A 25,880-nucleotide genomic window follows, 5' to 3' on the forward strand; every position below is an offset into this window, starting at 1 on the left:
CAGCGTGGATCTCAGGTGCCGGCCGGCGCGGGCAAGTGCGTCAGGAACCACTCGGCCGCGAGCGCGGCCACGCTCTCCAGCGCGCCGGGTTCTTCAAACAGGTGGGTGGCGCCCGGCACCACTTCCAGGCGTTTGGTGCAGCGCAGCTGACCCAGTGCCCAGTGGTTGAGTTCCAGCACGTCCACGTCGTCGCCGCCCACGATCAGCAGCGTCGGGGCCTGCACCCGGTGCAGGTGGCCCTGGGCGAGATCCGGGCGCCCACCGCGGGAGACCACCGCGGCGATGTCCTGGGGCCGATCTGCCGCGGCCACCAGCGCGGCCGCCGCACCCGTGCTCGCGCCGAAGAGGCACACCGGCAAGCCCGCGGTGTCCGCGCGTTGCCTGGCCCACCGCGTGGCCTCTTGCACGCGCTGGCCCAGCAGCGTTATGTCGAACACATGGTGCCGGTCCTGCGCTTCGATCGGTGTCAGCAGGTCGAACAGCAGGGTGGCCAGCCGCTGCCGTTGCAGTGCGCGGGCCACCCAGCGGTTGCGCTCGCTCAGGCGGCTGCTGCCGCTGCCGTGCGCGAACAGCACCAGGCCCCGAGCCCGCGCCGGAACCGCCAGATCGCCCGGCAGTGAGGACTCCTGGAGAAGCACGGCCTCGTTGAACATGGCCATGTCAGATATCCGGCATGGTGGCCCCGGGTATCCCCATGTCCTGCTGAGCCTTGGGCGCGGGCGCGTTGGCGATCATGCAGTCGGTGGTCAGCACCAGGCTGGCAATGGAGCCCGCGTTCTGCAAGGCCAGGCGTGTGACCTTGGCGGGATCCATGACGCCCATCTGCAGCAGGTCGCCGTAGGTGCGCGTGGCCGCGTTGTAGCCGAAGGCCGGGTCGTTGGCATCGTCCACACGCTGCAGCACCACCGAAGGTTCGTCTCCGGCGTTGCGGGTGATGCACCGCAGCGGCTCCTCCAGCGCCTGTGTGATGAGCCGGATGCCGGAGTCGTGGTCCAGCGATGTGCCGTGCAGGTTGGCCAGCACACGCCGGGCGCGCAGCAGCGCCACACCACCACCGGGCACGATGCCTTCTTCGATGGCCGCGCGCGTGGCGTGCAGCGCGTCCTCGACGCGGATCTTGCGTTCCTTCAGCTCGGTCTCGGTCGCCGCGCCCACCTTGATCAGTGCCACGCCACCCGAGAGCTTGGAGATGCGTTCTTCCAGCTTCTCCTTGTCGTAGTCGCTGGTGGCGGCCTCGCGTTCCTTGCGGATGCTGGCCAACCGTTCCTGGATCGCATGCGTGGTGCCGGCGCCACCGATCACCGTGGTGTCGTCCTTGCCCACCTCCACCCGTTTGGCGCGCCCCAGATCGGCGAGCTGGGCCTTGGCCAGCGTCAGGCCCAGTTCATCGCTGATGACGGTGCCGCCGGTGAGCACGGCGATGTCCTGCAGCATGGCCTTGCGCCGGTCGCCAAAGCCGGGGGCCTTCACCGCGCAGGCCTTGAGCGTGCCGCGCATGGTGTTGATCACCAGCGTGGCCAGCGCTTCGCTGTCGATCTCTTCGGCCACCACCAGCAGGGGCTGGCCGCTCTTGACCACCTCTTCCAGCAAGGGCAGCAGGTCTTTCAGCGAAGACAGGCGCTTGTCGTACAGCAGGATGGCCGCGTCTTCCAGTGTGGCGCTCTGGCGCTCGGGGTTGTTGATGAAATAGGGCGAGAGAAAGCCGCGGTCGAACTGCAGGCCTTCCACCACCTCCAGCTCGCTGCTCAAGCCCGAGCCGTCTTCGATGGAGATGGCGCCCTCGCGGCCCACGCTGTCGATCGCGCGCGCCAGCAGTTCGCCGATCGAGCGGTCGTTGTTGGCCGAGATCGAGGCCTCGTGCGCGATCTCCTGCGAGCTGGCGCAGGGCCGCGCCATGCGGTGAAGTTCGGCCACCACCGCTTCAATGGCCTGCTCCATGCCGCGCTTCAGGTCCATCGGGTTCATGCCGCCGGCCAGGTAGCGCAGGCCCTGCTGGATCATGGCGTGCGCGAGCACGGTGGCGGTGGTGGTGCCGTCGCCCGCCATCTCGCTGGTGCGCGAGGCCACCTCCCGCAGCAGCTGCGCACCCATGTTTTCGAAGCGGTTCTCCAGTTCCACCGACTTGGCCACCAGAACACCGGAGTTGACGATCTGCGGCGGGCCGTAGTCGCGGTCCAGGATCACGGTGCGCCCGCGCGGGCCGAGCGTGACCTTCACGGCCTCGGCCAGGGCATCGACACCGCGGCGGATCTTGTCGCGGGCCTCGTCGCGAAAGAGCAGTTGCTTGGCGGTCATGCGAAGTTCCTCCTGCGGCCCTTGTCCAAACATTCTGTGTGACAGCACAGGAGTTATTTTTTCACCGCTTGTCGGCCTGGAATTGAGTATGCGCAACGGGCATGCCGTTGGTGACCTGCCGATGACCCGTGGAGTCCCCTGCCATGTCGGCCAACCCTTGCATTTGTCGCTCAGTGTCTGACCTGTTCAACACCACTGTCGAAATCCGGATTGTCGTGGGCCAGCTGCACCTGAGCCTCGGCTGTGAGCCAGTCGTCGAGTTCGTGACCAGGCTCACCACCGCGCGCTTCGTAGCAGGCGTAGGCGGCCTCGCGGATGGCTAGCTCGCGATCAAATGGTGCCGCGGTCGCCTCGGTGCCTTCGTTCGCGTCCGGTGTTGTGGTCGTGCGCATGGCCTTCGCTGCGCGAGCCGGGGTCTTGGGGGTTGCCTGTTGTCTTGCCATTTCGGGTCTCCTGAGAAGAGGGTGAGTGGATGTGCAGGGCTTTGCGGTGTCATGTCTGCACCGGGCGAACATACGAGGCTGTTTTCACCCATTCATTGCGTCCGCTCAATGTGTTGGCACCTGGAGGGCACCCAGCCGATGCGCGGCAAGGGTTCGCCACGCGGTTCGTCCGCCAGCGACTGAAGACTGGGTACTGGAGGCGGGCCACTTTCACGGGTTGATCTGGGTCGGTTTCGGCATCGGGTTCGGCGTTTTTGTTGAGCACACTCAATGCCCGGAACCCTCCACGCGCTCAGTATTTTTTGCCTGAGGAGATCCATAGACCTCTCTTCAGTTTTCCAACCCTCAGAAGGAGAATTTCATGAACGAGCTCAAAATCCGGGACCTGTTCGCGGCGGACCCTTTTGAAGATGCGTTCCGCAATTTTTTGCGTCCCTGGGTGTCCCGTGGTGTCGAGCCGGCTCCCGATATCAAGGTCGAGCTGGTTGAAAGCAATGGTGACTACAAGCTCAAGGCCGATATCCCGGGCGTGCGCAAGGAAGATATCCAGATTGACATCGACGACAACAAGGTCAGCATCTCGGCCGAGGTGAAGAAAGAAAGCGAAGAGAAAAAAGACGACCGCGTGATCCGCTCGGAGCGGCAGTACGGCTATGCCAGCCGCAGCCTCTGGCTGGATCAGCCGGTGGACCAGGCCAAGTCCGTCGCCAAGTACGAAAACGGCGTGCTGGAACTCACGCTGCCCAAGAAGACAACGTCCACCGCCAGACGACTCACCATTTCGTGAGAACCGGGGCCGCAAGCGGGCGCGACCACCCGCCGGCCCGAACTCAACTGGCCTGAACTTCGGGGGCTGGCTGCCTGGCGCCGGGCGGGCTGGTCAGAGCGCGCAATGCGTCTGCATCGAGCGTTTCCTGCTCAAGCAGCGCACGGGCGCAACGCTCCAGCACCTCACGCCGTTCCTGCAGCAGGTGGGTGGCCTGCTCGAAGGCCTGCATCACGGTGCTTCGCACCGCTTCATCAATGCGCTGCAGGGTTTCAGGCCCCGGCTGCCAGCCGTTTTGCACCAGGCCCGGCACGTCCAGAAAAGCGGGGCGCTGGGGCTCATGGGCCACGTAGCCCAGCGTGTCGACCATGCCGTAGCGCGTGGCCATGTCGTGTGCGATGTTGGTCGCCTTGACCAGATCGTCAGCGGCCCCGGTGGACAACTGGCCAAACACCAGCATCTCCGCCGCCCGGCCACCGAGCAGCACGGTGATCTTGTGTTCCAGCTCCGCCTTGGACATGAGGAAGCGGTCTTCGGTGGGCCGCTGGATGGTGTAGCCGAGTGCGCCGATGCCGCGCGGAATGATGGACACCTTGTGCACGGTGTCGCTCCCCGGCAGCGCCATGGCGACCAGCGCATGGCCCATCTCGTGGAACGCCACCACCTCGCGTTCGCGCGGGTTGAGCACGCGGTTCTTCTTCTCCAGCCCGGCAACGATGCGTTCGACGGCGGTGGTGAAGTCTTCGAGGGCGATGTCGGGCGCGCCGCGCCGCGTGGCGGCGAGTGCTGCTTCGTTGCACAGGTTCGCGAGGTCGGCCCCCGAGAAACCGGTGGTGAGCTGGGCCACTTGCTCCATGTCCACTTGCGGCGACAGACGGATCTTTCGGGTGTGCACTTTCAGGATCTGAACCCGGCCGGCCTTGTCGGGCCGGTCGACCAGCACCTGGCGGTCGAAGCGGCCGGCGCGCAGCAGGGCCGGGTCCAGCACCTCGGGCCGGTTGGTGGCGGCCAGCAGCACGAGGCCCGATGAACTGTCAAAGCCGTCGAGCTCGGCCAGCAACTGGTTCAGGGTCTGCTCGCGTTCGTCGTGGCCACCGATGGGTGAGACCGCTCCGCGTGCGCGACCCAGCGCATCGAGTTCGTCGATGAAGATGATGGCGGGGGCCCGGGTGCGGGCCTGCTCGAACAGGTCGCGCACACGGGCTGCCCCCACGCCCACGAACATTTCGACGAACTCGCTGCCCGAGATGCTGAAGAACGGTACGCCCGCTTCGCCGGCCACAGCCTTGGCCAGCAGGGTCTTGCCGGTGCCCGGCGGCCCCACCAGCAACACACCCCGCGGGAGCCGTGCACCCAGTCGGCCGCTGCCCTGCGGGTCTTTCAGGAAGGTCACGATCTCCTGCAGCTCGGCCTTGGCTTCGTCGACACCGGCCACGTCCGCAAACCTGACGCCGGTGTCCTTCTCGACATAGACCTTGGCGTGGCTCTTGCCAATGCTCATGAATCCGCCCGCACCCTGCCGGTCCAGCACGCGGCGGATCAGGAAGAACCACACCCCGACAAACACCAGGCCGGGCACGATCCAGGACAGCAGGTCCCGCAACAGGGTGCTTTCCACCACGCGCCGATAGGGCACCCCGTGCCGGGAGAGGCGCTCGACCAGATCGCCTTCGACCCGGTTGGCGACGATGGTGGTCTTGCCGTCGGGTTCGCTCGTCTTCAGGGTGCCGGTGATCGTGGTTTCACCAATGATCACCTCGGCCACGCGGCCGTCGGCCAGTGCCTGCTCGAACGCGCTGTAGGGCACGGCTTCCACGGTGCGCGCGGTTTGCCAGACGGACTGGGCCCACGTCAGGGCCAGTAGCGCCAGGAGCCAGTAGCCCAGATTCCACTGGACCTTTTGATGGGGTTGCATCCGATCGCCTTTCTGCCAGGTGCCTCAAAGAAGTGTTGTCCCATGCCTGGCCATGCCGGCGGGCCGCCACTTCATCGTAGCCAGGCGGGTGTCGATGCGTGCGACTTTCGATGGTCTGCATTGAGCGGACTCAATGCGCAGACCCGGTTCGTCCATAAGCTGTCTCGTGGCGCTGTCGTGCGTCCGGTCTGGCGACCGGCTGCACCCCGGTTCGTTTTTTCGACCAGGAGGTACCCATGCAAGCAGGCAAAGAAGCAGAGCTGTGGATGTACGAAAAAATGCTGGAGATACGGCATTTCGAGGAGACCATGGCCACGGTCTATCTGGAAGGCAAGCTGCCGCCGCAGATCCAGAAAGGGCTTGCGTTTGACATCGGCTCGGGGCCGGTACCGGGCGAGATGCACCTCGCCGCGGGGCAGGAGCCGGTGGCGGTGGGCGTGTGCGCGCACCTGAAGCAGACCGACACGGTGGTGGGCACGCACCGGCCCCACCACTTTGCCATCGCCAAGGGCGTGCCGCTGGGCCGCATGGCGGCCGAGATGTTCGGCAAGGCCACCGGACTGGGCAAGGGCAAGGGTGGGCACATGCACCTGTTCGACCCGGTGAACCGGTTCAGCTGCAGCGGCATCATCGGTGCCAGCTTGCCGCCGGCCTGCGGCGCGGCGCTGGCGGCGAAGAAGCTGGGCAAGGACTGGGTGGCGGTGGCCTTCTTTGGCGAGGGGGCGGCCAACCAGGGCGCGGTGCACGAGTCTCTCAACCTCGCGGCCTTGTGGAAACTGCCGGTTATTTTTGTCTGCGAGGACAACAAGTGGGCCATCTCGGTGCCCAAGTCCAGCGCCACTTCGATCGAATGGGTGGCCGACCGTGCCGCAGGTTATGGCATGCCGGGCATCAAGGTCGCGACCAACGACGCCATGGCGGTGTATGAGGCCGCCGGTCCGGCGGTGCAGCGTGCGCGCCGGGGTGAAGGCCCCAGCCTGATCGAGGTCAAGACCGACCGCTACCTCGGCCACTTCCAGGGCGACCCGGAGGTCTACCGTCCGAAAGACGAGGTGGCCAACCTGCGCAAGAACGATCCGATCCCGCGGATGGCCAGCCATCTGAAGCTGCAGGGCTACATGAACGACGCCGAGGAAGCCAATCTGGTCGCGCTTGCCCGGCGGCGCGTGGTCGATGCGTTCGAGTTCGCGCGCAACAGCCCCGACCCCGAGCCGCAGGATGCCCTGCAGGACGTCTTTGTCTGAGCCGATCCGCCACCGAATCCCACCAGGAGCACGACATGAGCAACACCCGCAAGCTCACCATGGCGCAGGCCATCGCGGAGGGCATTGGCCAGGAAATGCAAAGCGACGACACGGTTTTCGTGATGGGCGAAGACATCGGCAGGTACGGCGGCATCTTCGGTGCCACCGGTGGCCTGCTGGACCGGTTCGGTCCGGATCGCATCATGGACACCCCGATCTCCGAGACCGCCTTCATCGGCACCGCCACCGGGGCCGCTGCCGCGGGGATGCGGCCGATCGCCGAGCTGATGTTCGTGGACTTCTTCGGCGTCTGCATGGACCAGATCTACAACCACCTGGCCAAGAACACCTACATGGCGGGCGGCCACATCAAGCTGCCGGTGGTGCTGACCACGGCCATCGGTGGCGGCTACAACGATGCTGCGCAGCACTCGCAATGCCTGTACGCCACCTTCGCCCACATGCCGGGGCTGAAGGTGGTGGTGCCGTCCAACGCCTACGACGCCAAGGGTCTGATGATCCAGGCGATCCGCGACGACAACCCGGTGCTCTTCATGTACCACAAGGGCATCATGGGTCTGCCCTGGATGGCGTACTTCGAGGGCAGCAGCAACGAGGTGCCCGAGGCGGCGTACACCATTCCGTTTGGCCAGGCGCGCGTGGCGCGCGAGGGCAGCGACGTCACCATCGTCACCCTCAGCCAGATGGTGCAGAAGGCGCTGCTGGCGGCGGAGGAACTGGTGGCCGAGCGCATCAGCGTGGAGGTGATCGACCTGCGCACGCTGGTGCCGCTGGACCGCGAGGCGGTGCTGCGCTCGGTGCGCAAGACCGGGCGCCTGCTGGTGGCCGACGAGGACTACCTGGGCTTTGGCGTCACCGGTGAAATCGCCGCCATCGTGGCCGAAAACCTCGATACCGTGCAGCTGAAGGCGCCGGTGAAACGGGTGGCCGTGCCCAATGTGCCGATTCCGTACAGCCGTCCATTGGAGCGTTTTGTGATTCCGCAGGTGGGCGGCCTGGTGGCGGCTGTGCGCGAGCTGATGACCGCCTCGGTGCGCCAGCCGTTGGAGGTGTGATGAACATCACCTTGCCGGACGCAGCTTGGGAGGGGGTCGAGGCCTCGGTCGAGGCCCTGGTGGACCGGTGGCTGGTGCAGGAGGGGGACACCGTGCGTCAGTGCCAACCGTTGGCCACGGTGGTGCTGGTGAAGGCCAGCCAGGACATTGAAGCGCCCATGAACGGCCGCGTGACACACATCCTGGTGACTGCGGGTCACACCTTTCACCGGGGCCAGCCCATTGCAACGCTGGAGCGCCTGCCATAGACACCACGGCCCAGGAGCAGGACTGGAACCGCCAGCAGCTGGAGCGGCCGGTTTCCATCCCGGATTTCCGAGTCTGGAACCACCGCCGGCCTGCCGTTGTGCTGGGCTGTTCGCAGCGTGCCCTGCGGGACGGCATCGCAGCGCGCCTGCCGCCTCGGGGCGTGGATCTGGTGGAGCGCGCATCGGGTGGCGGTGCCGTGTTGAGCGGACCCTGGATGGTCAGCGTTTCCGTGGCCTTGCCGCCGGACCACGTTTGGGCGACCAACGGGCTGGAGGGATACCGGCAACTGGGGCGCTTGCATGCGGTTGTGTTGAGCGGGCTGGGCGTGGCCACGATGTCGGTACCGCCCGAAGGCGTTGAACGCGGGAATCAGCGCTGGGGCGGCGGTGTGCGTTGGGCGTGTTTCGGCAGCCTGGCGCCCTGGGAACTCACCGACGGGGAGGGCCGCAAAGTGGTGGGGCTGGCCCAGCGGCGGCAGGGCCATGGTGTGCTGCTGGTGGCCGGTACCCTGTGTCACGCGCCCGATTGGCCGCTGTTGTGCGATGCCCTGGGCTTTCCGGGCGATGCGCCGTGGCTGCAGCGGGTGACCGTGGCTTGCGACGCCCTGGCCGATCGGGCGTTTTCCGCGGCCACACTGGTCGGTCAACTGCGGCGCGCCCTGGCCAGTGAACTGTGGACACCACGGCGTTCGTCGTTCCCGGTGTGAACCGGTTCTCCGGTGCGCGACGACGGACCTTCAACGCATCCACTGCTGCCAGGGTCTCCGCGGAGCCGCCGCGGTATTTGTGCGCCTTCCTGTAAGGTTCTGTTCCTCCCCCCGACTCATCCCTACCCAACCCGAGGACACCGAGATGAAGAAGGAACGCAGAACCCTGCTGAAGCAACTGGGCGCCGTGCTGGCCGCGGTCGGCTTGCCGGCCGCAACCCCGCACGCCGCCGAACCCCCATTTCCGTTGAAGAAGACCGCGGCCGAGTGGAAGGCGATCGTGTCGCCAGCGGCCTACGACGTGCTGTTCGAACACGGCACCGAACGCGCCGGCAGCAGCCCGCTCAACGCCGAGAAGCGTCCGGGTCGTTATGTCTGCGCCGCCTGCAACCTGCCGCTGTTCGACGCCGCCCACAAGTACGAGAGCGGCACCGGCTGGCCGAGCTTCTGGCAACCGCTGCCCGGCGCGCTCGGCACCTCCACCGACTTCAAGCTGATCTACCCGCGCACCGAGTACCACTGCAGCCGCTGCGGCGGACACCAGGGCCACGTGTTCAACGACGGCCCCAAGCCCACCGGCAAACGTTATTGCAACAACGGCGTGGCGCTGGCCTTTGTGCCCCAGGGCGCTGCGCTGCCGGCCCTGCGCACCTGAACAGGCCCTAACCGGAGAACCCCCACATGAACAAAACCTTCCGGGCGCTGGCCCTCTCGGCTTGCCTGAGCGCTGTGGCCGCGACGGCCCAGGCGGCCACCGCCACGGCGGTCTTTGCCGGTGGCTGCTTCTGGTGCATCGAGGCGGACTTCGAGAAGCTCGCCGGCGTGACGGAAGTGGAGTCGGGTTACACCGCGGGCAAGACCGTCAACCCGACCTACGAGCAGGTGAGCAGCGGCCACACCGGCCACACCGAGGCGGTGCGCGTGATCTACGACCCGGCCAAGGTGAGCTACGCGGAGCTGGTCGAATACTTCTGGCGCCACATCGACCCCACGGTGAAAGACCGCCAGTTCTGCGACATCGGCAGCCAGTACCGCAGCGGCATCTACTGGGGCAATCCGGCCGAGCGCCAGGTGGTGGAAGCCAGCCGTGACGCGCTGCTCATGAGCAGCCGGTTCAAGGCGATCCACACCGAGCTCGCGCCCGCCAGCGCCTTCTACCTGGCTGAGGACTACCACCAGGACTATTACAAGAAGAACTCGGTGCGCTACAACTACTACCGCTACAGCTGCGGTCGCGATGCGCGCGTGAAATCGCTCTGGCAGTAGCCCATACCCCTTGTTCCGGGGCGCCCCGAGGGCCCTGTGAGACCGGAACCCGGTGGTAGCATTCCTGCCACTTTTCACTACAAGGGGCCGGGGAATGAGGGAGTCAGAAGATTTCGCCGAAACGGTGATGATGGGCGCGTTGCCGCCGGCGCCGCCCCACCGGCCGCAGACGCTGGACATCCGCTTCACCGGATCGGGCAGCGAGTACTTCCGGATCTGGATCGTCAACCTGCTGCTGACCCTCGTCACGCTCACCCTCTACCTGCCTTTCGCGCGCGCGCGGCGCATGGCCTACTTCCAGAACAACACGCTCGTCGGCGGTGACCCGCTGGGTTTTCATGCCGACCCGTGGAAGATGTTCCGTGGCTATTTGCTGGTGCTCGTGCTCGGTGTGGGTTACTGGGCGGTGTCGAACTTCATGCCGGCGTTTTCCTGGGCTGCGCTGGTGGTGTTCATGGGGCTGTGGCCGCTGCTGTGGCGCTCGTCGTTGCAGTTCCGCCTGCGCAACACCAGCTGGCGCGGCGTGCGCCTGAATTTTGTCGGCGACACGAAGTCGGCCTACCTGGCCATGTTGCCGATGTTCCTGCCGGCGCTGGCTTTTGTCGGCCTGCTGCCCGAACCCGTCGAGGGCGAAGAGATCGCCGAAGAGACCGCGCGCTACGCCGCCGCGGTGGTGGGGGCCGTGGTGCTGGCGTTTGTGCTGTTGTTGCCCTGGCTCTGGGCGCGCATCAAGCGGTACCAGCACGGGGGCTACGCCTTCGCACAGGAGCGCACCGAGCTCACCGTCGGCGCCGGCCGTTTCTATGGCCTGTTCTTCAAGATCCTGGGCGTGTCGCTGGCGGTGATGCTGGTGGTCGGCAGCGTCATGGGCGCGGCGTTCGGCGTGCTGATGCTCATGGGCATGACCAACTGGGCCGAGCTGAGCAGCGGGGGCGGTGCGCTCGCCGGCCTGCTGGCCGCGGTGGTTTTTGGCGTCATCGTGTTGATGGCCTATGTGCTCATGCCGCTGATCGTGGGCTCGTACACCACCTCGCGCCTGCAGAACCTGCTCTGGGCCAACACCCGCAGCCCGAAGATTGAGTTCCAGAGCGACCTGCGCCTGGGCCCGCTGTTTCGCGTCGGTCTGGTCAACTGGCTGCTGATCGCGCTCACGCTCGGCCTCTACTGGCCGTTTGCCAAGGTGCGCCTGGCGCGCGTCAAGCTCGAAGCCATGTCGCTGGTGGTGCAGGGTGACGTGGACGAATGGGTGGCCGAAGCGCAGCCGGCGGGCCGGGGTGTGCTGGGTGATGCGGCGGGTGATTTCTTCGGCATCGACATGGGGCTGTGATGGCGCCGGACGAGCCTGCTGTGATTCGAACCCAGTGGTTTGACGGGCGCAGCCCGCGTGGCCGCTCGGTGAGCCTGCGGGTGCAGGGCGACGAGCTGCTGCTGCGCACGCACGACGGACTCGTCGAACACCGGTACCCGCTGGGCGGCGTGCGCTGGCCCGAACGCCGCAGCCACGGCCAGCGCCAGACCGAGCTGCCCGACGGTGGCCTGATCCAGCACGCCAACGCCACCGAGTGGGACGCCTGGTTCCAGGCCAGTGGACTGCGCGAGGGCGCCGTGGTGGGCTGGATGCAGAGCTGGCGCGCCACGCTCGCGGCCATGGCAGGCACCGTGGTGTTTCTTGCCGCGGCCTGGGTCTGGGGCGTGCCCTGGCTCAGTGTCACGCTGGCTGGGTTGGTGCCGCAGTCGCTGGAAAACCAGATCGGCGAGCAGAGCCTGGCGCAGCTCGATCGCCTGTTTCTCAAACCCAGCCAACTGCCCGCAGCGCAGCAGGAAGCGCTGCGCCAGCGCTTTGCCCGGGTCGTTGAACAGGCCCATCCCGAGGGCGATGCACCGGCCTGGCAACTCGGATTTCACCAGAGCGAGATCCTGGGCGCCAACGCCTTTGCCCTGCCCGGTGGCAGCATGGTCATGACCGACGATCTGGTGAAGTTGCTGGACGACCAGCCCGACGCCCTCGTGGGCGTGCTCGCGCACGAGCTGGGCCATGTGCAGCACCACCACGGGCTGGACCTGATGGTGCGCGCCAGCCTGGTCAGCGCGCTGGTGGGTGTGGTGCTGGGTGACGCCAGTGGTTTCCTGGCCACCGTGCCGGCCACGCTGGCCACGCAGTCGTATTCGCGCGATGCCGAACGCGAAGCCGACGCCCACGCGGCGCAGATGCTGCACGCGAGCGGTATCGATCCGGCGGTGATGGCGATCTTCTTCGAGCGCATGCTGGCCGAAGAGGGCGCCGTCCAGCCGGCGGATGAACAGGGCGAGCATGAAGGCAGCGGCGTGTCGCTGCCCATCGCCATCGCCAGCCACCCCGACCATGGCGAACGCATCCGCTTCTTCCGCGAGTGGCAGGCCCCCGGTCCTTGACGCAGGTCAGGGCGACCGGCCGCCCGGGTTGAAATACTGGTAAAAGCCCGGCACGCAGGCGCTTGTCGCGGATGCCACACCGTCGGCGCGCGTGGTCGGGCGTATGCTGAGCGCAACTTGTTTTCCGCACCCCATGGACACCTCGAACCCGCCCCCCGTCGAACCCGTTTTCACCGCCCGTGGCCTGACCAAGGTCTATGGCGAAGGCGAAGCCGCGGTCCATGCCCTGCGCGGTGTGGACCTGGACATCGTGCGCGGCGAATTCGTGGTGCTGCTCGGCGCCTCGGGCAGCGGCAAGTCCACCTTGCTGAACATCCTGGGCGGGCTGGACACGGCCACCGCCGGCTCGGCGCGCTGGACGCACGCGGGCGAGACGCACGAACTCATCGGCGCAGGCGACGCCGAACTCACGCGCTACCGGCGCGAACACGTGGGTTTCGTGTTCCAGTTCTACAACCTCATTCCCAGCCTGACCGCGCGCGAAAACGTGGCGCTGGTGACCGACCTCGCCGAAGACCCGATGAAGCCCGAAGACGCACTCGCGCTGGTGGGCCTCGGCGAGCGCATGAACCACTTCGTGTCGCAGCTCTCGGGCGGCGAGCAGCAGCGCGTGGCGATCGCGCGCGCCATCGCCAAGAACCCCGAGGTGCTGCTGTGCGACGAACCCACCGGCGCGCTCGACTGCGCCACCGGCGTGATGGTGCTGCAGGCGATCGAACATGTGAACCGGGAACTGGGCACGACCACGGTGGTGATCACGCACAACGCGCCGATCGCCGAGATGGCCGACCGCGTGCTGCGCCTGGCCGACGGCCGCATCGTCGAGACCCGCGTCAATGCGAACAAGCTGCCCGCGTCCAGCCTGAGCTGGTGAACCCCGCATGAAGGCCATCCACATCAAGCTCTGGCGCGACCTGAAGCGGTTGCGCGCGCAGGTGGTCACCATTGCGATGGTGGTGGCGATCGGGGTGGCCGGCTTCGTGGGCATGTTCTCGGTGCACCAGTCGCTGCAGGGTTCGCGCGATCACTTCTACCGCGACAACCGCCTGGCCGATGTGTTCGCCAGCGTCAAGCGCGCCCCGGTGCACCTGCGCGAGCGCCTCGCCGCGCTCGACGGCGTGGCCGAGGTCAAGCTCGACGTGGTGTTCGACGCGCAGATCGACCTGCCCGGCGTGCTGCCGCCGGTCACCGGGCGTTTCATCGGGCTCGACCTCGCGCGCGCCCACGCCGGCCGCCAGGGCCTGAACGCGCTCACGCTCAAGCGCGGGCGCTGGCCCGAGCGCGACGGTGCGCTCGAAGCCCTGGTGAGCGACCGCTTTGCCGCGGCGCGCGGGCTGAACCCTGGCGACACGGTGCACGCGATCCTGAACGGCAAGCGCGAGCGCGTGCACCTGGTGGGCACGGCCGCCTCGCCCGAGTACGTGTTCGCCTCGCAGGGCGGCGCGCCCGACGACCAGTCGTTCGGCATCTGGTGGATCGACGGCGCGCGCATGACCCAGGCCTTCGACATGCAGGGCGCCTTCAACCAGGTGTCGCTGCGGCTCGACGCGGGCCAGGCCAGTACTTCGATGCTGGTGCGGGTGCTGCCGCAGGTGGACCGCTTGCTGGAACCCTACGGTGCTTTCGGCGCAACCGGGCGCGACAAGCAGTTGTCTTCCAAGATCGTGAGCGACGAACTCGCTCAGCTCAAGGTCATGGGCACGGTGCTGCCCGCCATCTTTCTGGCGGTGGCGATGTTCATCCTCAACGTGGTGCTGAGCCGCCAGGTGGCCACGCAGCGCAGCCAGATCGCGGCGCTCAAGGCGCTGGGCTACAGCGACGGCGCGATCGCATGGCACTACATCCAGCTCGCGCTGGCCATCGCCGGGCTCGGCGTGGCGGTGGGGCTGGCCTTGAGCCAGCTCATCGGCCGCGGCATGCTCGGCCTGTACGACGAAGTGTTCCGCTTCAACGGCCTGGCCTACGAGACCAGTGTCTGGCTGGTGGTGGTGTCGACCCTGCTCGCGGCGGCCGCCGCTGCGGCGGGCACCTGGAACGCGATCCGCGCCGTGGTGCGGCTCAAGCCGGCGCAGGCCATGCAGCCGCCCGCGCCGCCGGCCTACCAGCCCACGCTGGTGGAACGGCTGGGGCTGCGCCGCTTCGTCAGCACCGGCGCGATGATGGTGATCCGCAACTTCGAGCGCCGCCCGATGCGCGCGGCCTTCACCGTGACCGGTATCGCACTCGCGGTGGCGCTGCAGATCTCGGGCGCCTTCTGGATCGACGCGATTGCGCACATCGTCGACGTGCAGTTCCGCCAGGTGCAGCAGGGCGACGTGCTGGTCAACTTCCACCGCCCGGTGCCGCTGACTGTGGTGCAGGACCTCAAGCGCCTGCCCGGTGTGATCGACGCCGAGCCCTACCGCACCGAGCCGGTCCGTGTGCGCCTGCACGGGCGCAGCGAAGACACGGCGCTCACCGGCTACCGCAGCGACGCGCAGCTGATGCGCGTGGTGGACGAAACCCGCGGCGCGGTGGCCATGCCGTCGCACGGTGTGGTGCTGTCTTCGCTGCTGGCGCGTGCGCTCGGTGCGCGCGTGGGCGACCGCGTCGAGCTGCAGTTCCGGCTCTGGAACCAGCAGCGCGTCGAGGTGCCGGTGGTGGACATCGTGCACACCATGTTCGGCAAACTGCTTTACATGAACCTGGACGCGATGAACGCGCTGGCGCGCGACGGCCACGGCGTGGCCGACGCCGCGCTGCAGGTCGACCCCTTGGCGATGGACGCGTTCTGGGGCGCGGTGAAGGCTGCGCCGGTGATCAACTCGGTGTTCGACAAGGCCGGCTCCATGGCCGCGTTCAACAAGACCACCTCACGCAACATGGGCGTGTTCAGCGGCATCCTCACGCTGTTTGCGGTGGCGATGGCGGTGGGCATCATCTACAACGCGGCGCGCATCGCGCTCTCCGAGCGCGCCTGGGAACTGGCGAGCCTTCGTGTGCTGGGCATGACGCGGGCCGAGGTTTCGGTGCTGCTGCTCGCCGAGCTCGGCGCCGAGCTGCTGGTGGCCCTGCCCATCGGCGCGCTCACCGGCTGGGGCCTGGCCTCGCTGATGATGCGGCTGATGGCGTCCGACAGCATCGATTTTCCGGTTGTGATCGAGCCGTCCACCTACGCCTCGGCCGCGCTGATCGTGCTGGCGGCGGGCGTGGTCAGCGCGCTGCTGGTGCGCCGCCAGATCGACCGGCTGGACCTGGTTTCTGTCTTGAAGGTACGCGAATGAACGAACAAAAAAGCCCCTGGAAAACACCCCGGCGCTGGGCCATCGTCGGGCTGGCGCTGCTGGCCGCCGCCGCGCTGCTTTACGCGGTGTACCGGCCCCGGCCGATCACCGTGGAGGTGGCGCAGGTGACCTCCGGGAAATTCGAGCAGGTGGTCGAGGAAGACGGCCAGTTGCGGCTGAAGAACCGCTACGTGATCACCGCGCCCACCCTGGCCCAATTGCAGCGCCCCACGCTCAAGGTGGGCGATGCGGTGCAGGCCGGCGACGTGGTCGCCCGGCTCGCACCCGCCGCACCGCAACTGATCGACGCCCGCACCCGCACGGTGCTGCAGCAGCGCGTGGGCAGTGCCGACGCGGCGCGCCGTGCCGCCGCCGCCCAGGTGCAACGCGCACAGACCGCGCTGGCGCAGGCCACGCTGGAGGCGGGGCGCTCCGATCAGCTCGCCCAGCGGGGCTTCATCGCCCCGTCGGCCCGCGACCAGAGCGATCTGGCCCGGCGCTCGGCGCAGCAGGCCCTGACGGCGGCCCAGGCCGAGCAGGCCATGGCCGACTTCGCGGTGGCCGAAGCCCGCGCCGCGCTGGCCCAGGCTGTGCCCACGGCGGGCGAACGCCCAGCCGGCCTGTGGGAGATCAAAAGCCCGGTGAACGGCCAGGTGCTCAAGCTGCACCTGGACAGCGCGGCCCCCGTGACCGCGGGGCAGTCGCTGCTGGAGATCGGCGACACGGCGGCGATGGAAGCGGTGATCGACGTGCTCTCGGGCGAGGTGCGGCAGGTGTTGCCCGGGGCCGCGGTGTTGCTGACCACCGGCAGCGGCGCCGCGCCGCTGCCCGGCACGGTGACGCGGGTGGAGCCGGTGGCCTTCACCAAGGTGTCGGCGCTGGGCATCGAAGAGCAGCGCGTGAACGTGGTCGTGGCGCTGCCGACGGTGCCCTCGGACGCCGCGCGGCTGGGCGACGGTTTCCGCGTGGACGCGCGCATCACCGTGTCGTCGCAGGCCGATGCCGTGCTCGTGCCCAGCGCGGCGCTGGTGCGCGATGGCGAGCGGTGGCGCGTGTTCGTGGTGGACGCTGGCAAGGCGCGTGCACGCGCGGTGCAGATCCACGACCGCAACGCCGACATGGCCTGGGTGAAGGACGGCGTGAAGGCGGGTGAGACCGTGCTGCTCTATCCGGGCAGCACGATTGCTGACGGGCAGCCCGTAAGGACGCGATAACCCCCCTGCGCCGCTTCGCGTCTTCCCCCCAAGGGGGGACCACACCAGTGGCCTGGCAAAGCCAGCTCCACGGTGTGTGCTGGCTGGGCCGCGCTCTTCATGCGTTGCGGATCGCGCCCCGGCAGGGCGTTGAACGGCCGCCCCTTCAATACCCCTGAGTTTGAGTGCGGCAGCGCACAGACTGTTCGCGGGTCAGGCTTTACTGTGGCGCCAATGGCACTGGAAATGAACCCGGTCCGCCATGCGGTGCAGCCCCCGGTTGCGCAGCCCGTTCAACCTCTGCACAGAAAGCATTCCATGAAAACAACCCACCAACGCTTTGCCATCCTCCTGCTCGCCGCCGCGGCCTTCACCGGCATCGCCGGCTGCGCTGCAGGCGCCAAGCAAGAGAGCACCGGCCAGTACGTGGACGACACCGTCATCACCACCCGCGTGAAGACCGAGATCCTGAAGGACGCCTCGCTCAAATCGGCCGAGATCAATGTCGAAACCTTCAAGGGCGCGGTTCAGCTCAGCGGTTTTGTGAACTCCCAAGCCGACATCAACCGCGCCGTGCTGGTCACGCAGGGCGTGCCCGGCGTCAAGTCGATCAAGAACGACATGCGCATGAAATGACCGGCGGGCTTCGGCCCCGGCATTGCCTCTCCAACCTGATGAGGTCACCCCATGAACACACACATTCCTTTTGAATCCCGCTGGCTGACGCTGGCCGCTTCGCTGACCCTGGTCGCGGGCCTGAGTGCCTGCGCTGGCATGTCGCGCCAGGACCAGAACACCGCCATCGGTGCGGGTGTTGGTGCCGTCGGAGGCGCCGTGCTCACCGACGGCAGCGCGCTGGGCACCCTGGGTGGCGCAGCCATCGGCGGTGTCATCGGCAACCAGATCGAAACCGACGAAGAGCGCTATCGCCGCAATCGCAGGTGAACGGCCTGTTGCCCTTCACTTCAACCCACTGAAAGAACGCCATGAGCAATCCCGTCACCACCTTGGGCGATGACGCCTCTTCGCTGGCCGCCTCGGTCGCCAACTCCACCGAGCAAGCGATCCGGACCACCCAGCGTGCGGCCCAGCAGGGCATCGACCAGCTGGCCAACAACCTGGACGGCGCGCGCAGCCAGACCAGCAACGCGCTGCACCACCTGGTGAGCGATACCGAAGCGCTGGCGCACCGCGGCATGGACGCCGTGCGCGACGGCGCCGGTCAGCTGCGCGAGAAATCGCTGCACGTGAAAGACGCCACCGCCAGCTACATCCAGCACGAGCCCGTCAAGTCGATGCTGATGGCCGCCGCCGTGGGCGCTGCGCTCATGGGCCTGGTGGCCCTGTTCAGCCGCCATCACAGCGGTCACAACGGTCGCTGATCCCGGAGCCCTCGCCATGATCCACCCCGTGTTCCGCCTGGCGGCTTCACAGCCCCTATTGCTGGCGGAGCACGCGGCAGCTTACGCAAGCCTGCTGGGCGAAGAGTTGACCATCGGCAGCGCGCGCCTGAAACGGCGCCTGGCGCTCCAGCTGGCGGGCGCCGCCTGCCTGGTGGTGGCCGCCGTGCTGCTGGGCGTGGCCGTGCTGCTGTGGGCCTCGCTGCCCGATGCCGGTTTTCGCGCGCCCTGGCTGTTCGTGCTCACGCCCGTGCTGCCGGCCGCGCTCGGTCTGTGGGCCCTGTGGCTCGCACAGGACCGCGAGGAAGAGGAATGGTTCGCCCATCTGCGCATTCAACTGGCCGAGGATGCCGCGCTCCTGCGCATCCCGGGCACACCATGAGTCCGGTCACGCCCGAGACGGCGGCGACGCCGCTCACGGCCGGTGCGCGGGCCGTGCTGGCCCGCGACCGGCTGGCTCGCAACCGCGAGCGCCTGTCCGGCTGGTTCGAACAGGACCGCCGGAACCAGGCTGAACGGGCTTCCGCTGGCTGGCTGGCGGGATCGCTGTGGCCCGTGCTCCAAGGCCTGGGCACCCAGCCCGTGGTATCGCTCGCGCTCGGCGCCCTGACCCAGGGCATGCTGCAGCGCACGCCGGGTGCGCCCCGGCCCGCGCTGGAAACCCAGGCACTGGGCGCTGCCATGGCCGTGGTGCGCCGCCATCCCAAGACCAGCCTGGCGGTCGCCGCCATCGCTGGTGTTGCCCTGCTGTGGAGCCGCAGGCACCGCAGTCCTCCCACCTGACCTCAACACAAGGAATCACCATGCTCTACACCGTCGCCGTCGTCCTGCTCATCCTCTGGTTGCTGGGGCTCGTCACCTCCACCACCCTGGGCGGCTTCATCCACATCCTGCTGGTGATCGCCGTCGTCATGGTGCTGCTGCGTGTGATCAGCGGGCGCAGTCCGCTCTGAATCGGCATCACCCGCTGCGCTGGCGGCTGTGTGGGCCAGCGCACAGACGCGGCCCGCGGGGGTCGCTAGTGTCCGCCCATGTCGCCACGGGCGACACCCACCCGAGATCCTGATGTCCGAGACAAATACCCGCCACGATGCCCCTGAACTGCCGGGCAAATCGGGTGAACCGACCGAGTCCAGCCGGCGCAGCGCCTTGCTCAAGGCCGGCGCGCTGCAGAACGCCATCCTGAACAGCGCCAATTTCTCGATCATCGCGACCGACGAAAAAGGCATCATCCAGCTCTTCAACGTGGGTGCCGAGCGCATGCTGGGCTACCGCGCCGACGAGGTGGTCAACCGCGTGCGCCCGAGCGACATGCACGACCCGCTGGAGGTGCATGCGCGCGCGACGGCCCTGAGCCTGGAGCTGGACACGCCGATCGCGCCCGGCTTCGAGGCCCTGGCCTTCAAGGCCTCGCGCGGCATCGAAGACATCTACGAGCTGACCTACATCTGCAAGGACGGCAGCTGGTTCCCGGCCATCGTGTCGATCACCGCACTGCGCGACGACTACGGCGACATCATTGGCTACCTGCTGATCGGCACCGACAACTCGGTGCGCAAGCGGGTGGAGCAGCAGCTCAACGAAGCCGTGGTCGCGGCCGAAAAAGCCAACCTGGCCAAGACCGATTTCATCTCCAGCATGAGCCACGAGCTGCGCACGCCGCTCAACGCCATCCTGGGTTTTGCGCAGCTGGTCGAGTCGGGCACGCCCGCGCCCACGCCGACGCAGCAGCGCAGCATCGGGCAGATTCTCAAGGCCGGCTGGTACCTGCTGGAGCTGATCAACGAGATCCTCGACCTGGCGCTGATCGAGTCCGGCAAGCTCTCGCTTTCGGGCGAGCCGGTCTCGCTTACCGAGGTGCTGGCCGAGTGCCGCGCCATGGTCGAGCAGCAGGCGCAGCAGCGCGGCATCGGCATGGTGTTCGCGCGGCTGGAGTCACCGCGCTACGTGAAGGCCGACCGCACCCGCCTCAAGCAGGTGCTGATCAACCTGCTGTTCAACGCCATCAAATACAACCAGCGCGGCGGCCATGTCACGGTGGCCTGCACGCTGAGCCCACCGGATTCGGTGCGCATCAGCGTGCGCGACACCGGTCCCGGTCTGGCGTCCGAACAGCTGGCCCAGCTGTTCCAGCCCTTCAACCGGCTGGGCCAGGAATCCGGCGCCGAAGAGGGCACCGGCATCGGTCTGGTGGTGACGCAGCGGCTGGTGCACCTGATGGGTGGCCAGATCGGTGCCGACAGCACGCCCGGCGTGGGCAGCGTGTTCTGGATCGAGATGGCGCTGACCGAAGCACCGCAGATGGTGGCGCTGGACGACGCCTTGCCCACCGACGCACCGCGCCCCGAAGCGCTTCCCGGCACACACCAGCACACCCTGCTGTACGTGGAAGACAACCCGGCCAACCTGGAGCTGGTCGAGCAGATCGTCGCGCGCCGCGAAGACATGCGCCTGCTCGGCGCGGCCGATGCCAGCCTGGGCATCGAGTTCGCCCGCGTGTACCAGCCCGAGGTGATCCTGATGGACATCAACCTGCCCGGTATCAGCGGCATCGAAGCGCTGAAGATCCTGCGGGCCGACCCGGACACCGCCCACATCCCCGTCATCGCGCTGAGCGCCAACGCCGTGCCGCGCGACATCCAGAAGGGGCTGGAGGCGGGCTTCTTCAACTACCTCACCAAACCCATCAAGGTCGCTCAGCTCATGGACGCGCTCGACGCTGCGCTGCAGGTCGCCGAAACCACGAGCGGTCCCGCCGCGCACCAGGAACCCGCATGAACCTCACCCAGCAAGAACGGCTCAATGCCCGCATCCTGATCGTGGACGACCAGCCGGCCAACGTGGCCCTGCTGGAAGCCATGCTGGAGGAGGCCGGCTACACCCGGGTGTCCAGCACCATGGAGCCCGACAAGGTCTGCGCCATGCACCGCAAGGCGCCGTTCGACCTGATCCTGCTCGACCTGCAGATGCCGGGCATGGACGGCTTCCAGGTGATGGAAGGGCTCAAGGCCAGCACCGCCGACGACGACTACCTGCCGGTGCTGGTGATCACCGCCCAGCCGGGCCACAAGCTGCGCGCGCTGCAGGCCGGTGCCAAGGACTTCATCAGCAAGCCGTTCGACATGGTCGAGGTCAAGGCGCGCATCAGCAACCTGATCGAGGTGCGTCTGCTGCACCGCCAACTGGCGCGGCACAACCAATACCTGGAACAGGTGGTGCAGGAACGCACCGCCGAGCTGCGCGAGAGCGAGGCGCGATACCGCGCCCTGACCGAGCTGGCCACCGACTGGTACTGGGAGCAGGACGGCGAGGGCCACTTCACCAAGGTGTCGGGTCCGGTGCTGGAGATGCTGGGCCTGCAGGTGGACACCCTGAACGATGGCGCTGGGACCGAGCACAGCGACGACGGCTGGAATCTGGCCGAACGCGAGGCGCTGCGAGCCCGCATCGCGGCGCGCCGCCCGTTCCTCGACATGGTGCTGAGCCGTGTGATGCCCGGCGGTGTGGTCCGGCAGTACCGCGTGAGCGGCACACCGATGTTCGATGCCAGTTGCACGCTGATCGGCTACCGCGGGTTTGGCGTTGAGGTTCTGGGGTCTTCGCTGCGCTGAGGGCTTGTTGCGGGTGCAGGAACGTCCCTCGCGCTGCGGCAGGCGCTGCCCGGTGGGGGCTCATCCGGGGTGGTCGGCGCAGTGCGCCGACTCCGCTGTGTCCACCCGCCCGGGGCCTGCGCGGCCAAACTCGCTGCGTTCGCTGCGCTCTCTCCGCTCAGACAGTGGCCGCGAGTCAGTCAACGAAGCGCGCACTCGCGCGCCCGGCCCCAGACGGGCGGCCACAGCCACCCCGGAACATCGCCCCCGCCGGACAGCGCCTGCCGCAGCGAGAAGCGATGTTGCATTCCATCGGTCGAAAATCCAGGTTCTCAGGAAGACGGAGCGCCCCAGCCCAGGGCACCGCCGGGCCGGCTTTGCCGGACGGCCAGTGCCGCCCCCTGGGGGGTAGCGCGAAGCGCTGCGGGGGGAAACCTCTACTCTCGTGGTTCGCCGTCGCGGTTCACCGTGACGGTGCGGCCGGGAGGCGAGAGCATCTGTGCGCGGTGCGTGATACCGCGGAAGCGGTAAGTCACGTCCCAGTAGGCGGGTTCGCTGCTGGTGTTGACGGTGCTGCAGCGTTGCACGTCCTGCGTGCTCACCGGGTTGCCGTAGCGGTCGCGGCCCACCTGGGAACCGATGGCCGCACCCGCCACCACACCGCCTGCCGTGGCCAGATCCCGACCACTGCCGCCACCGATCTGGTGACCGATCACGCCGCCGATGACGGCGCCGACCAGCGCACCACCGACATTGGGCGCGGGGCGCTGCTGCACCTGCTCGCGTTCGATCCAGCAGCGCTGCTGGGACTGGCCCATCACGGCGCGGACCGACAGCACCTCGGCCTCAAACAGGGGCTCGTTCTGGCGGCGGCGGAAGTCGCGTCGCTCTTCGCGCCGCTCTTCACGGGTCATTTCGCGCTGGCTCGGGTAGGGCTGCACCTGCACCGGGGCCTGTGTCATCGGCTGCTGTTCGTAAACCGGGTAGGGCGCGACGCAGCCAGCCAGGCCCAGCGTGGCGACGGCGGCCAGCGAGAGGGCTGTCTGCCGAAGGGAAAAACGGTGTGATGGATGTGTCATGGGGTGTCCTTTGTGTGGGAAACGTTGCGGGTCGGGCTTCAAGTTAGGGCCTTCAACGCGCCTTGTCTGTGCGCTGACGAACACCCGGGGTGCCGTGCAAAAGACCGGTGTGTTCGGCGCCGCACAGACCGGCGGGGCGCCTGGACTTACAAGGGTTGACACGGAAGCCACAGCAGGTTTCCCCTCACCCGCTCACGGAGAAGACCATGTCCAAGATTCCTTCCATGTCCCCCAGCTGGGACACCTCTTCGTACGGCCACCCGGCAGACTTCTCGGCGCTGGAGCGCACGGCGCTCGGCGATCACCTGGTCCATTGCGGCGCCCAGCGCGGGCCCTTGCAGACCTTGCGCAGCGGCGCCGACGAGCTCCAGGGGCTGCTGGCCGGGCGCGTGATCACGTCGGCGGTGGTGCTCACCCTGATGTTTGGTGGCTCCTGGCTCATGCTGTAAGTGGCGACCGCGCGCTTGCAAGCGCAGTGGGCCTGGGTACCGCAGAAGATCGAGCGCATGCTGGACGCCGCCCGCGGCGTCGCGCTCGAACCGATCCGCTCCGAGCTCTTTGGCGTTGCACGGTTTGAGCAGCACGGGCGCAGCCTGGGCGAATCGCACCGGGCGGGTCGGGCCAGCTTCGGTCAGGCCACGTTCTACCCGCGCCTGCAGAGCAACATCCGCAGCCTGCGGGCGGCTTACCAGTACATCGCGGTCGAGGCCCACGACGGCCACGACATCAGCCCGGCGGCCGAATGGCTGTTTGACAACTTCCACCTGATCGAAAGCCAGCTGCGGGAAATCCGCGAAGGCCTGCCGGCGCGCTATTACCGCTCGCTGCCGGTGCTGCAGGACGCCCCGCTGGTGGGGCTGCCGCGCATCTACGGCGTGGCCTGGGCCTTTGTCGCCCACACCGACAGCGCCTTCGACGAAACCCTGCTGGTCCACTTTCTGGACGCGTATCAGGACGCCCGCGAACTCAGCCAGGGCGAGCTGTGGGCGCTGCCCACCACGCTGCGCGTGGTGCTGGTGGAGAACCTGCGCCGCCTGGCCGACCGCATCGCCAGCCACAAGGCCGCGCGCGACCTCGCCAGCCTGTGCGCCAGCCGCGTCGACGAGCTCTCGCTGGATGCGGTGAAGGAGATGCACGTGCTCATGGAGCAGCGCGGTGTGGGCGATGTCTTCCTGTCCAACCTGGCGCAAAGCCTGGTGGGGCACGCCACCGCGGCCGGCGACTCGCCGATGGCGCAGGTGCGCCAGTGGCTGCAGGGCGTGGTGCCCGACCTGGCCGCGCTGCAGACACAACACCACGCCGCGCAGGCCGCCGACCACCTGAGCGTGGGCAACGCCGTGACCGCGCTGCGCCTGATCGGCGCGGCCGACTGGCCCGGCATCGTGGCGCGCACCAGCCGCGTCGTCCGCGTCATGCTGGACTCGCCGGTGTTCGAAGCCGAAGACGACGCCACGCGCGACACCACGCTGCACGGCATCGAGCGCCTGTCCACCCAGAGCGGGCAGGGCGAAGCCGCCGTGGCCCAGGTGCTGCTGGGCCTGATGGCCAGCGCGACCGGCCCGGCCGAGCTGGCCGGCCACTGGCTGCGCGGCGAAGGCCGCGCCACGCTGGAGCAGGCCCTCGGCCTGAAGCACCGCGTGGCGGGTCTGTGGCGCTCGGTGGCGGGTTTCTCGCGCACGCCCACCTACCTCGGCGCCATGCTGGTGGGCACGCTGCTGCTGGTGGCCTGGCTGCTGCACCGGCCCGGCTGGCTGGACGCGGGCTGGCCGTTCCAGCTCGGCAGCGTGCTGGTGGGGCTGGTGGTGCTGCTGCCCGCGTCCGAAGCCGTGGTGGCGGTGGTCAACCGCCTGATCGGCGAGTCGCTCCAGCCCGCGCACCTGCCGCGCCTGTTGCTGGCCGAGGGCATCCCGCCGAAGGCCCGGGTGATGGTGGTGGTGCCGGCGCTGCTGAACCACCCGGCCGGCATCGCGCAGACGGTGCACCGCCTGCACCTGCACCACCTGGCCAACCCCGAAGCCCACGCCCAGTTTGCGCTGCTCAGCGACTGGTCCGATGCCGACACCGAGCACCGGCCCGAAGACCAGGCCCTGCTGTCCCACGCCCAGAGCCATCTGACGGCGCTCAACGCGCGTTACCCGGTGGCGCCGGGCAGCCCACCGCGCTTCCTGCTGCTGCACCGCGAGCGCAGCCCGAGCGCCACGCAAGGCCAGTGGCTGGGCTGGGAGCGCAAGCGCGGCAAGCTGGAGCAGCTGGTGGCCGCGCTGGCCACCGGGTCGCCCGGACCCTTTTTCGAGCTCGGCGAACTCTCGCGCATGGCGCCGCACACGCGCTACCTCTTCACGCTCGACAGTGACACCCAGCTGCCGCCCGGGCGCCTGCGCACCCTGGTCGGCGTGGCCGAACACCCGGACAACCAGCCCCGACTGGACGCCAGCGGCCGCCGCGTGCTGCAGGGCTACGGCATCCTGCAGCCGCGCGTGGTGCTGCCGCTGGCGGGCGAGGGCGGGCGCACCGCCTGGCAATGGCTGTTCGACGGCCAGGCCGGCATCGACCCCTACAGCGCCATGAGCTCGGACGTGTACCAGGACCTGTTTGGCGAAGGCAGCTTCACCGGCAAAGGGCTGCTGCACGTGGCCACGCTGCACGCCGTGCTGGGCGAACGCCTGCCGACCGAGCAGGTGCTCAGCCACGACCTGCTCGAAGGCGCCCTGGTGCGCTGCGCCGTGGTGACCGACGTGACCCTGATCGAGCCCGACCCCGACCACGCCGACGCCGCCGCCTCGCGCGGGCACCGCTGGGCGCGCGGCGACTGGCAGCTGCTGCCCTTCCTGCTGCGGTCGCGCCAATGGCCGCTGGGCACCATCAACCGCTGGAAACTCTTTGACAATCTGCGCCGCTCGCTGGTGGCGCCGGCCTGCCTGCTGCTCATCGCCCTGGCCATGGCGGGGCTGGGCCTGTCGCTGCCCGCGGCGCTGGCGCTCAC

The 25,880-nt window shown here is 68.1% G+C and carries 26 protein-coding genes and 1 pseudogene; 22 read left to right on the forward strand and 5 right to left on the reverse strand.

Going from position 1 to position 25,880, the window contains the following annotated elements; all coding sequences use genetic code 11:
• Nucleotides 1-11: 11 nt before the first annotated feature.
• From F3K02_RS12035 to F3K02_RS12045, 3 genes are all read right to left on the reverse strand, one after another.
• Nucleotides 12-659, reverse strand: coding sequence for a dienelactone hydrolase family protein (locus F3K02_RS12035; RefSeq protein WP_218179433.1), 648 nt, complete (start codon nucleotides 657-659; stop codon nucleotides 12-14).
• Nucleotide 660: 1 nt separating this feature from the next.
• Complete coding sequence (gene groL, locus F3K02_RS12040) at nucleotides 661-2,295, reverse strand: chaperonin GroEL (protein WP_177135836.1); 1,635 nt, start codon at nucleotides 2,293-2,295, stop codon at nucleotides 661-663.
• 170 nt (nucleotides 2,296-2,465) lie between these two features.
• On the reverse strand, nucleotides 2,466-2,738 hold the full coding sequence (locus F3K02_RS12045) for a DUF2934 domain-containing protein (RefSeq protein ID WP_177135837.1): 273 nt from the start codon (nucleotides 2,736-2,738) through the stop codon (nucleotides 2,466-2,468).
• Nucleotides 2,739-3,099: 361 nt separating this feature from the next.
• Here F3K02_RS12045 and F3K02_RS12050 point away from each other — a divergent pair, with 361 nt between their 5' ends.
• Nucleotides 3,100-3,525 carry an Hsp20/alpha crystallin family protein gene (locus F3K02_RS12050; protein WP_177135838.1) on the forward strand — a complete coding sequence of 142 codons (426 nt, stop codon included), beginning with the start codon at nucleotides 3,100-3,102 and terminating at the stop codon, nucleotides 3,523-3,525.
• 43 nt (nucleotides 3,526-3,568) lie between these two features.
• On the opposite strand, the gene ftsH is transcribed toward F3K02_RS12050, so the two are convergent.
• Nucleotides 3,569-5,419 (reverse strand): ATP-dependent zinc metalloprotease FtsH, encoded by a 1,851-nt coding sequence (gene ftsH / locus F3K02_RS12055; RefSeq protein ID WP_177135839.1) that lies wholly within the window; start codon nucleotides 5,417-5,419, stop codon nucleotides 3,569-3,571.
• 236 nt (nucleotides 5,420-5,655) lie between these two features.
• Here ftsH and F3K02_RS12060 point away from each other — a divergent pair, with 236 nt between their 5' ends.
• The 19 genes from F3K02_RS12060 (at nucleotide 5,656) to F3K02_RS12150 (ending at nucleotide 21,839) form a co-directional block, all read left to right on the forward strand.
• Entirely contained in the window at nucleotides 5,656-6,663 is a 1,008-nt protein-coding gene (locus tag F3K02_RS12060; protein WP_177135840.1) for a thiamine pyrophosphate-dependent dehydrogenase E1 component subunit alpha, read from the forward strand.
• Nucleotides 6,664-6,698: 35 nt separating this feature from the next.
• Nucleotides 6,699-7,739: an alpha-ketoacid dehydrogenase subunit beta gene (locus tag F3K02_RS12065; RefSeq protein WP_177135841.1), complete on the forward strand. Its 1,041-nt coding sequence runs from the start codon at nucleotides 6,699-6,701 to the stop codon at nucleotides 7,737-7,739.
• A complete protein-coding gene (locus tag F3K02_RS12070; protein WP_177135842.1) occupies nucleotides 7,739-7,987 on the forward strand; it encodes a lipoyl domain-containing protein in 249 nt (82 codons plus the stop codon). Before F3K02_RS12065 ends, F3K02_RS12070 begins: the two co-directional genes overlap by 1 nt.
• The gene (locus tag F3K02_RS12075) at nucleotides 7,984-8,694 is read left to right on the forward strand and encodes a lipoate--protein ligase family protein (RefSeq protein WP_425485588.1); all 711 of its coding nucleotides are present in this window, start codon (nucleotides 7,984-7,986) and stop codon (nucleotides 8,692-8,694) included. Before F3K02_RS12070 ends, F3K02_RS12075 begins: the two co-directional genes overlap by 4 nt.
• Before the next feature lie 145 nt (nucleotides 8,695-8,839).
• Nucleotides 8,840-9,349 carry a peptide-methionine (R)-S-oxide reductase MsrB gene (gene msrB, locus F3K02_RS12080; protein ID WP_177135844.1) on the forward strand — a complete coding sequence of 170 codons (510 nt, stop codon included), beginning with the start codon at nucleotides 8,840-8,842 and terminating at the stop codon, nucleotides 9,347-9,349.
• Nucleotides 9,350-9,375: 26 nt separating this feature from the next.
• Complete coding sequence (gene msrA / locus F3K02_RS12085) at nucleotides 9,376-9,960, forward strand: peptide-methionine (S)-S-oxide reductase MsrA (protein WP_177135845.1); 585 nt, start codon at nucleotides 9,376-9,378, stop codon at nucleotides 9,958-9,960.
• Nucleotides 9,961-10,054: 94 nt separating this feature from the next.
• Nucleotides 10,055-11,287 carry a YjgN family protein gene (locus F3K02_RS12090; protein ID WP_177135846.1) on the forward strand — a complete coding sequence of 411 codons (1,233 nt, stop codon included), beginning with the start codon at nucleotides 10,055-10,057 and terminating at the stop codon, nucleotides 11,285-11,287.
• Between the two features lie 20 nt (nucleotides 11,288-11,307).
• Nucleotides 11,308-12,372 carry a M48 family metalloprotease gene (locus tag F3K02_RS12095; protein WP_177135847.1) on the forward strand — a complete coding sequence of 355 codons (1,065 nt, stop codon included), beginning with the start codon at nucleotides 11,308-11,310 and terminating at the stop codon, nucleotides 12,370-12,372.
• A 133-nt stretch (nucleotides 12,373-12,505) separates the two neighbouring features.
• Entirely contained in the window at nucleotides 12,506-13,246 is a 741-nt protein-coding gene (locus F3K02_RS12100; RefSeq protein ID WP_177135848.1) for an ABC transporter ATP-binding protein, read from the forward strand.
• A gap of 7 nt (nucleotides 13,247-13,253) precedes the next feature.
• A complete protein-coding gene (locus F3K02_RS12105) occupies nucleotides 13,254-15,635 on the forward strand; it encodes an ABC transporter permease (RefSeq protein WP_177135849.1) in 2,382 nt (793 codons plus the stop codon).
• The gene (locus F3K02_RS12110; protein WP_177135850.1) at nucleotides 15,632-16,849 is read left to right on the forward strand and encodes an efflux RND transporter periplasmic adaptor subunit; all 1,218 of its coding nucleotides are present in this window, start codon (nucleotides 15,632-15,634) and stop codon (nucleotides 16,847-16,849) included. Before F3K02_RS12105 ends, F3K02_RS12110 begins: the two co-directional genes overlap by 4 nt.
• A 297-nt stretch (nucleotides 16,850-17,146) precedes the next feature.
• Nucleotides 17,147-17,464, forward strand: coding sequence for a BON domain-containing protein (locus tag F3K02_RS12115; RefSeq protein ID WP_177135851.1), 318 nt, complete (start codon nucleotides 17,147-17,149; stop codon nucleotides 17,462-17,464).
• Nucleotides 17,465-17,515: 51 nt separating this feature from the next.
• Nucleotides 17,516-17,773 carry a glycine zipper 2TM domain-containing protein gene (locus tag F3K02_RS12120; protein ID WP_177135852.1) on the forward strand — a complete coding sequence of 86 codons (258 nt, stop codon included), beginning with the start codon at nucleotides 17,516-17,518 and terminating at the stop codon, nucleotides 17,771-17,773.
• Nucleotides 17,774-17,814: 41 nt separating this feature from the next.
• A complete protein-coding gene (locus tag F3K02_RS12125; protein ID WP_177135853.1) occupies nucleotides 17,815-18,210 on the forward strand; it encodes a hypothetical protein in 396 nt (131 codons plus the stop codon).
• Nucleotides 18,211-18,226: 16 nt separating this feature from the next.
• Nucleotides 18,227-18,610, forward strand: coding sequence for a hypothetical protein (locus F3K02_RS12130; protein ID WP_177135854.1), 384 nt, complete (start codon nucleotides 18,227-18,229; stop codon nucleotides 18,608-18,610).
• Complete coding sequence (locus tag F3K02_RS12135; RefSeq protein ID WP_177135855.1) at nucleotides 18,607-19,011, forward strand: hypothetical protein; 405 nt, start codon at nucleotides 18,607-18,609, stop codon at nucleotides 19,009-19,011. The genes F3K02_RS12130 and F3K02_RS12135 overlap by 4 nt, the downstream gene beginning before the upstream one ends.
• 20 nt (nucleotides 19,012-19,031) lie before the next feature.
• Entirely contained in the window at nucleotides 19,032-19,181 is a 150-nt protein-coding gene (locus F3K02_RS12140) for a lmo0937 family membrane protein (protein WP_177135856.1), read from the forward strand.
• Between the two features lie 112 nt (nucleotides 19,182-19,293).
• Nucleotides 19,294-21,006, forward strand: coding sequence for a hybrid sensor histidine kinase/response regulator (locus F3K02_RS12145; RefSeq protein ID WP_177135857.1), 1,713 nt, complete (start codon nucleotides 19,294-19,296; stop codon nucleotides 21,004-21,006).
• Nucleotides 21,003-21,839, forward strand: a complete 837-nt coding sequence (locus tag F3K02_RS12150; protein ID WP_177135858.1) for a response regulator — start codon at nucleotides 21,003-21,005, stop codon at nucleotides 21,837-21,839. The genes F3K02_RS12145 and F3K02_RS12150 overlap by 4 nt, the downstream gene beginning before the upstream one ends.
• 416 nt (nucleotides 21,840-22,255) lie before the next feature.
• Here F3K02_RS12150 and F3K02_RS27770 read toward each other — a convergent pair whose 3' ends face one another.
• On the reverse strand, nucleotides 22,256-22,897 hold the full coding sequence (locus F3K02_RS27770) for a glycine zipper 2TM domain-containing protein (RefSeq protein WP_281362774.1): 642 nt from the start codon (nucleotides 22,895-22,897) through the stop codon (nucleotides 22,256-22,258).
• 206 nt (nucleotides 22,898-23,103) lie between these two features.
• On the opposite strand from F3K02_RS27770, the gene F3K02_RS12160 reads away from it, so the two are divergent.
• Nucleotides 23,104-23,346 carry a hypothetical protein gene (locus tag F3K02_RS12160; protein ID WP_177135859.1) on the forward strand — a complete coding sequence of 81 codons (243 nt, stop codon included), beginning with the start codon at nucleotides 23,104-23,106 and terminating at the stop codon, nucleotides 23,344-23,346.
• A gap of 15 nt (nucleotides 23,347-23,361) precedes the next feature.
• Nucleotides 23,362-25,880 (forward strand): annotated as a pseudogene (locus F3K02_RS12165) (GH36-type glycosyl hydrolase domain-containing protein); the annotation flags it as partial.

It is taken from the genome of Hydrogenophaga aromaticivorans (assembly GCF_013387465.1).
GTDB lineage: Bacteria > Pseudomonadota > Gammaproteobacteria > Burkholderiales > Burkholderiaceae_C > Hydrogenophaga > Hydrogenophaga aromaticivorans.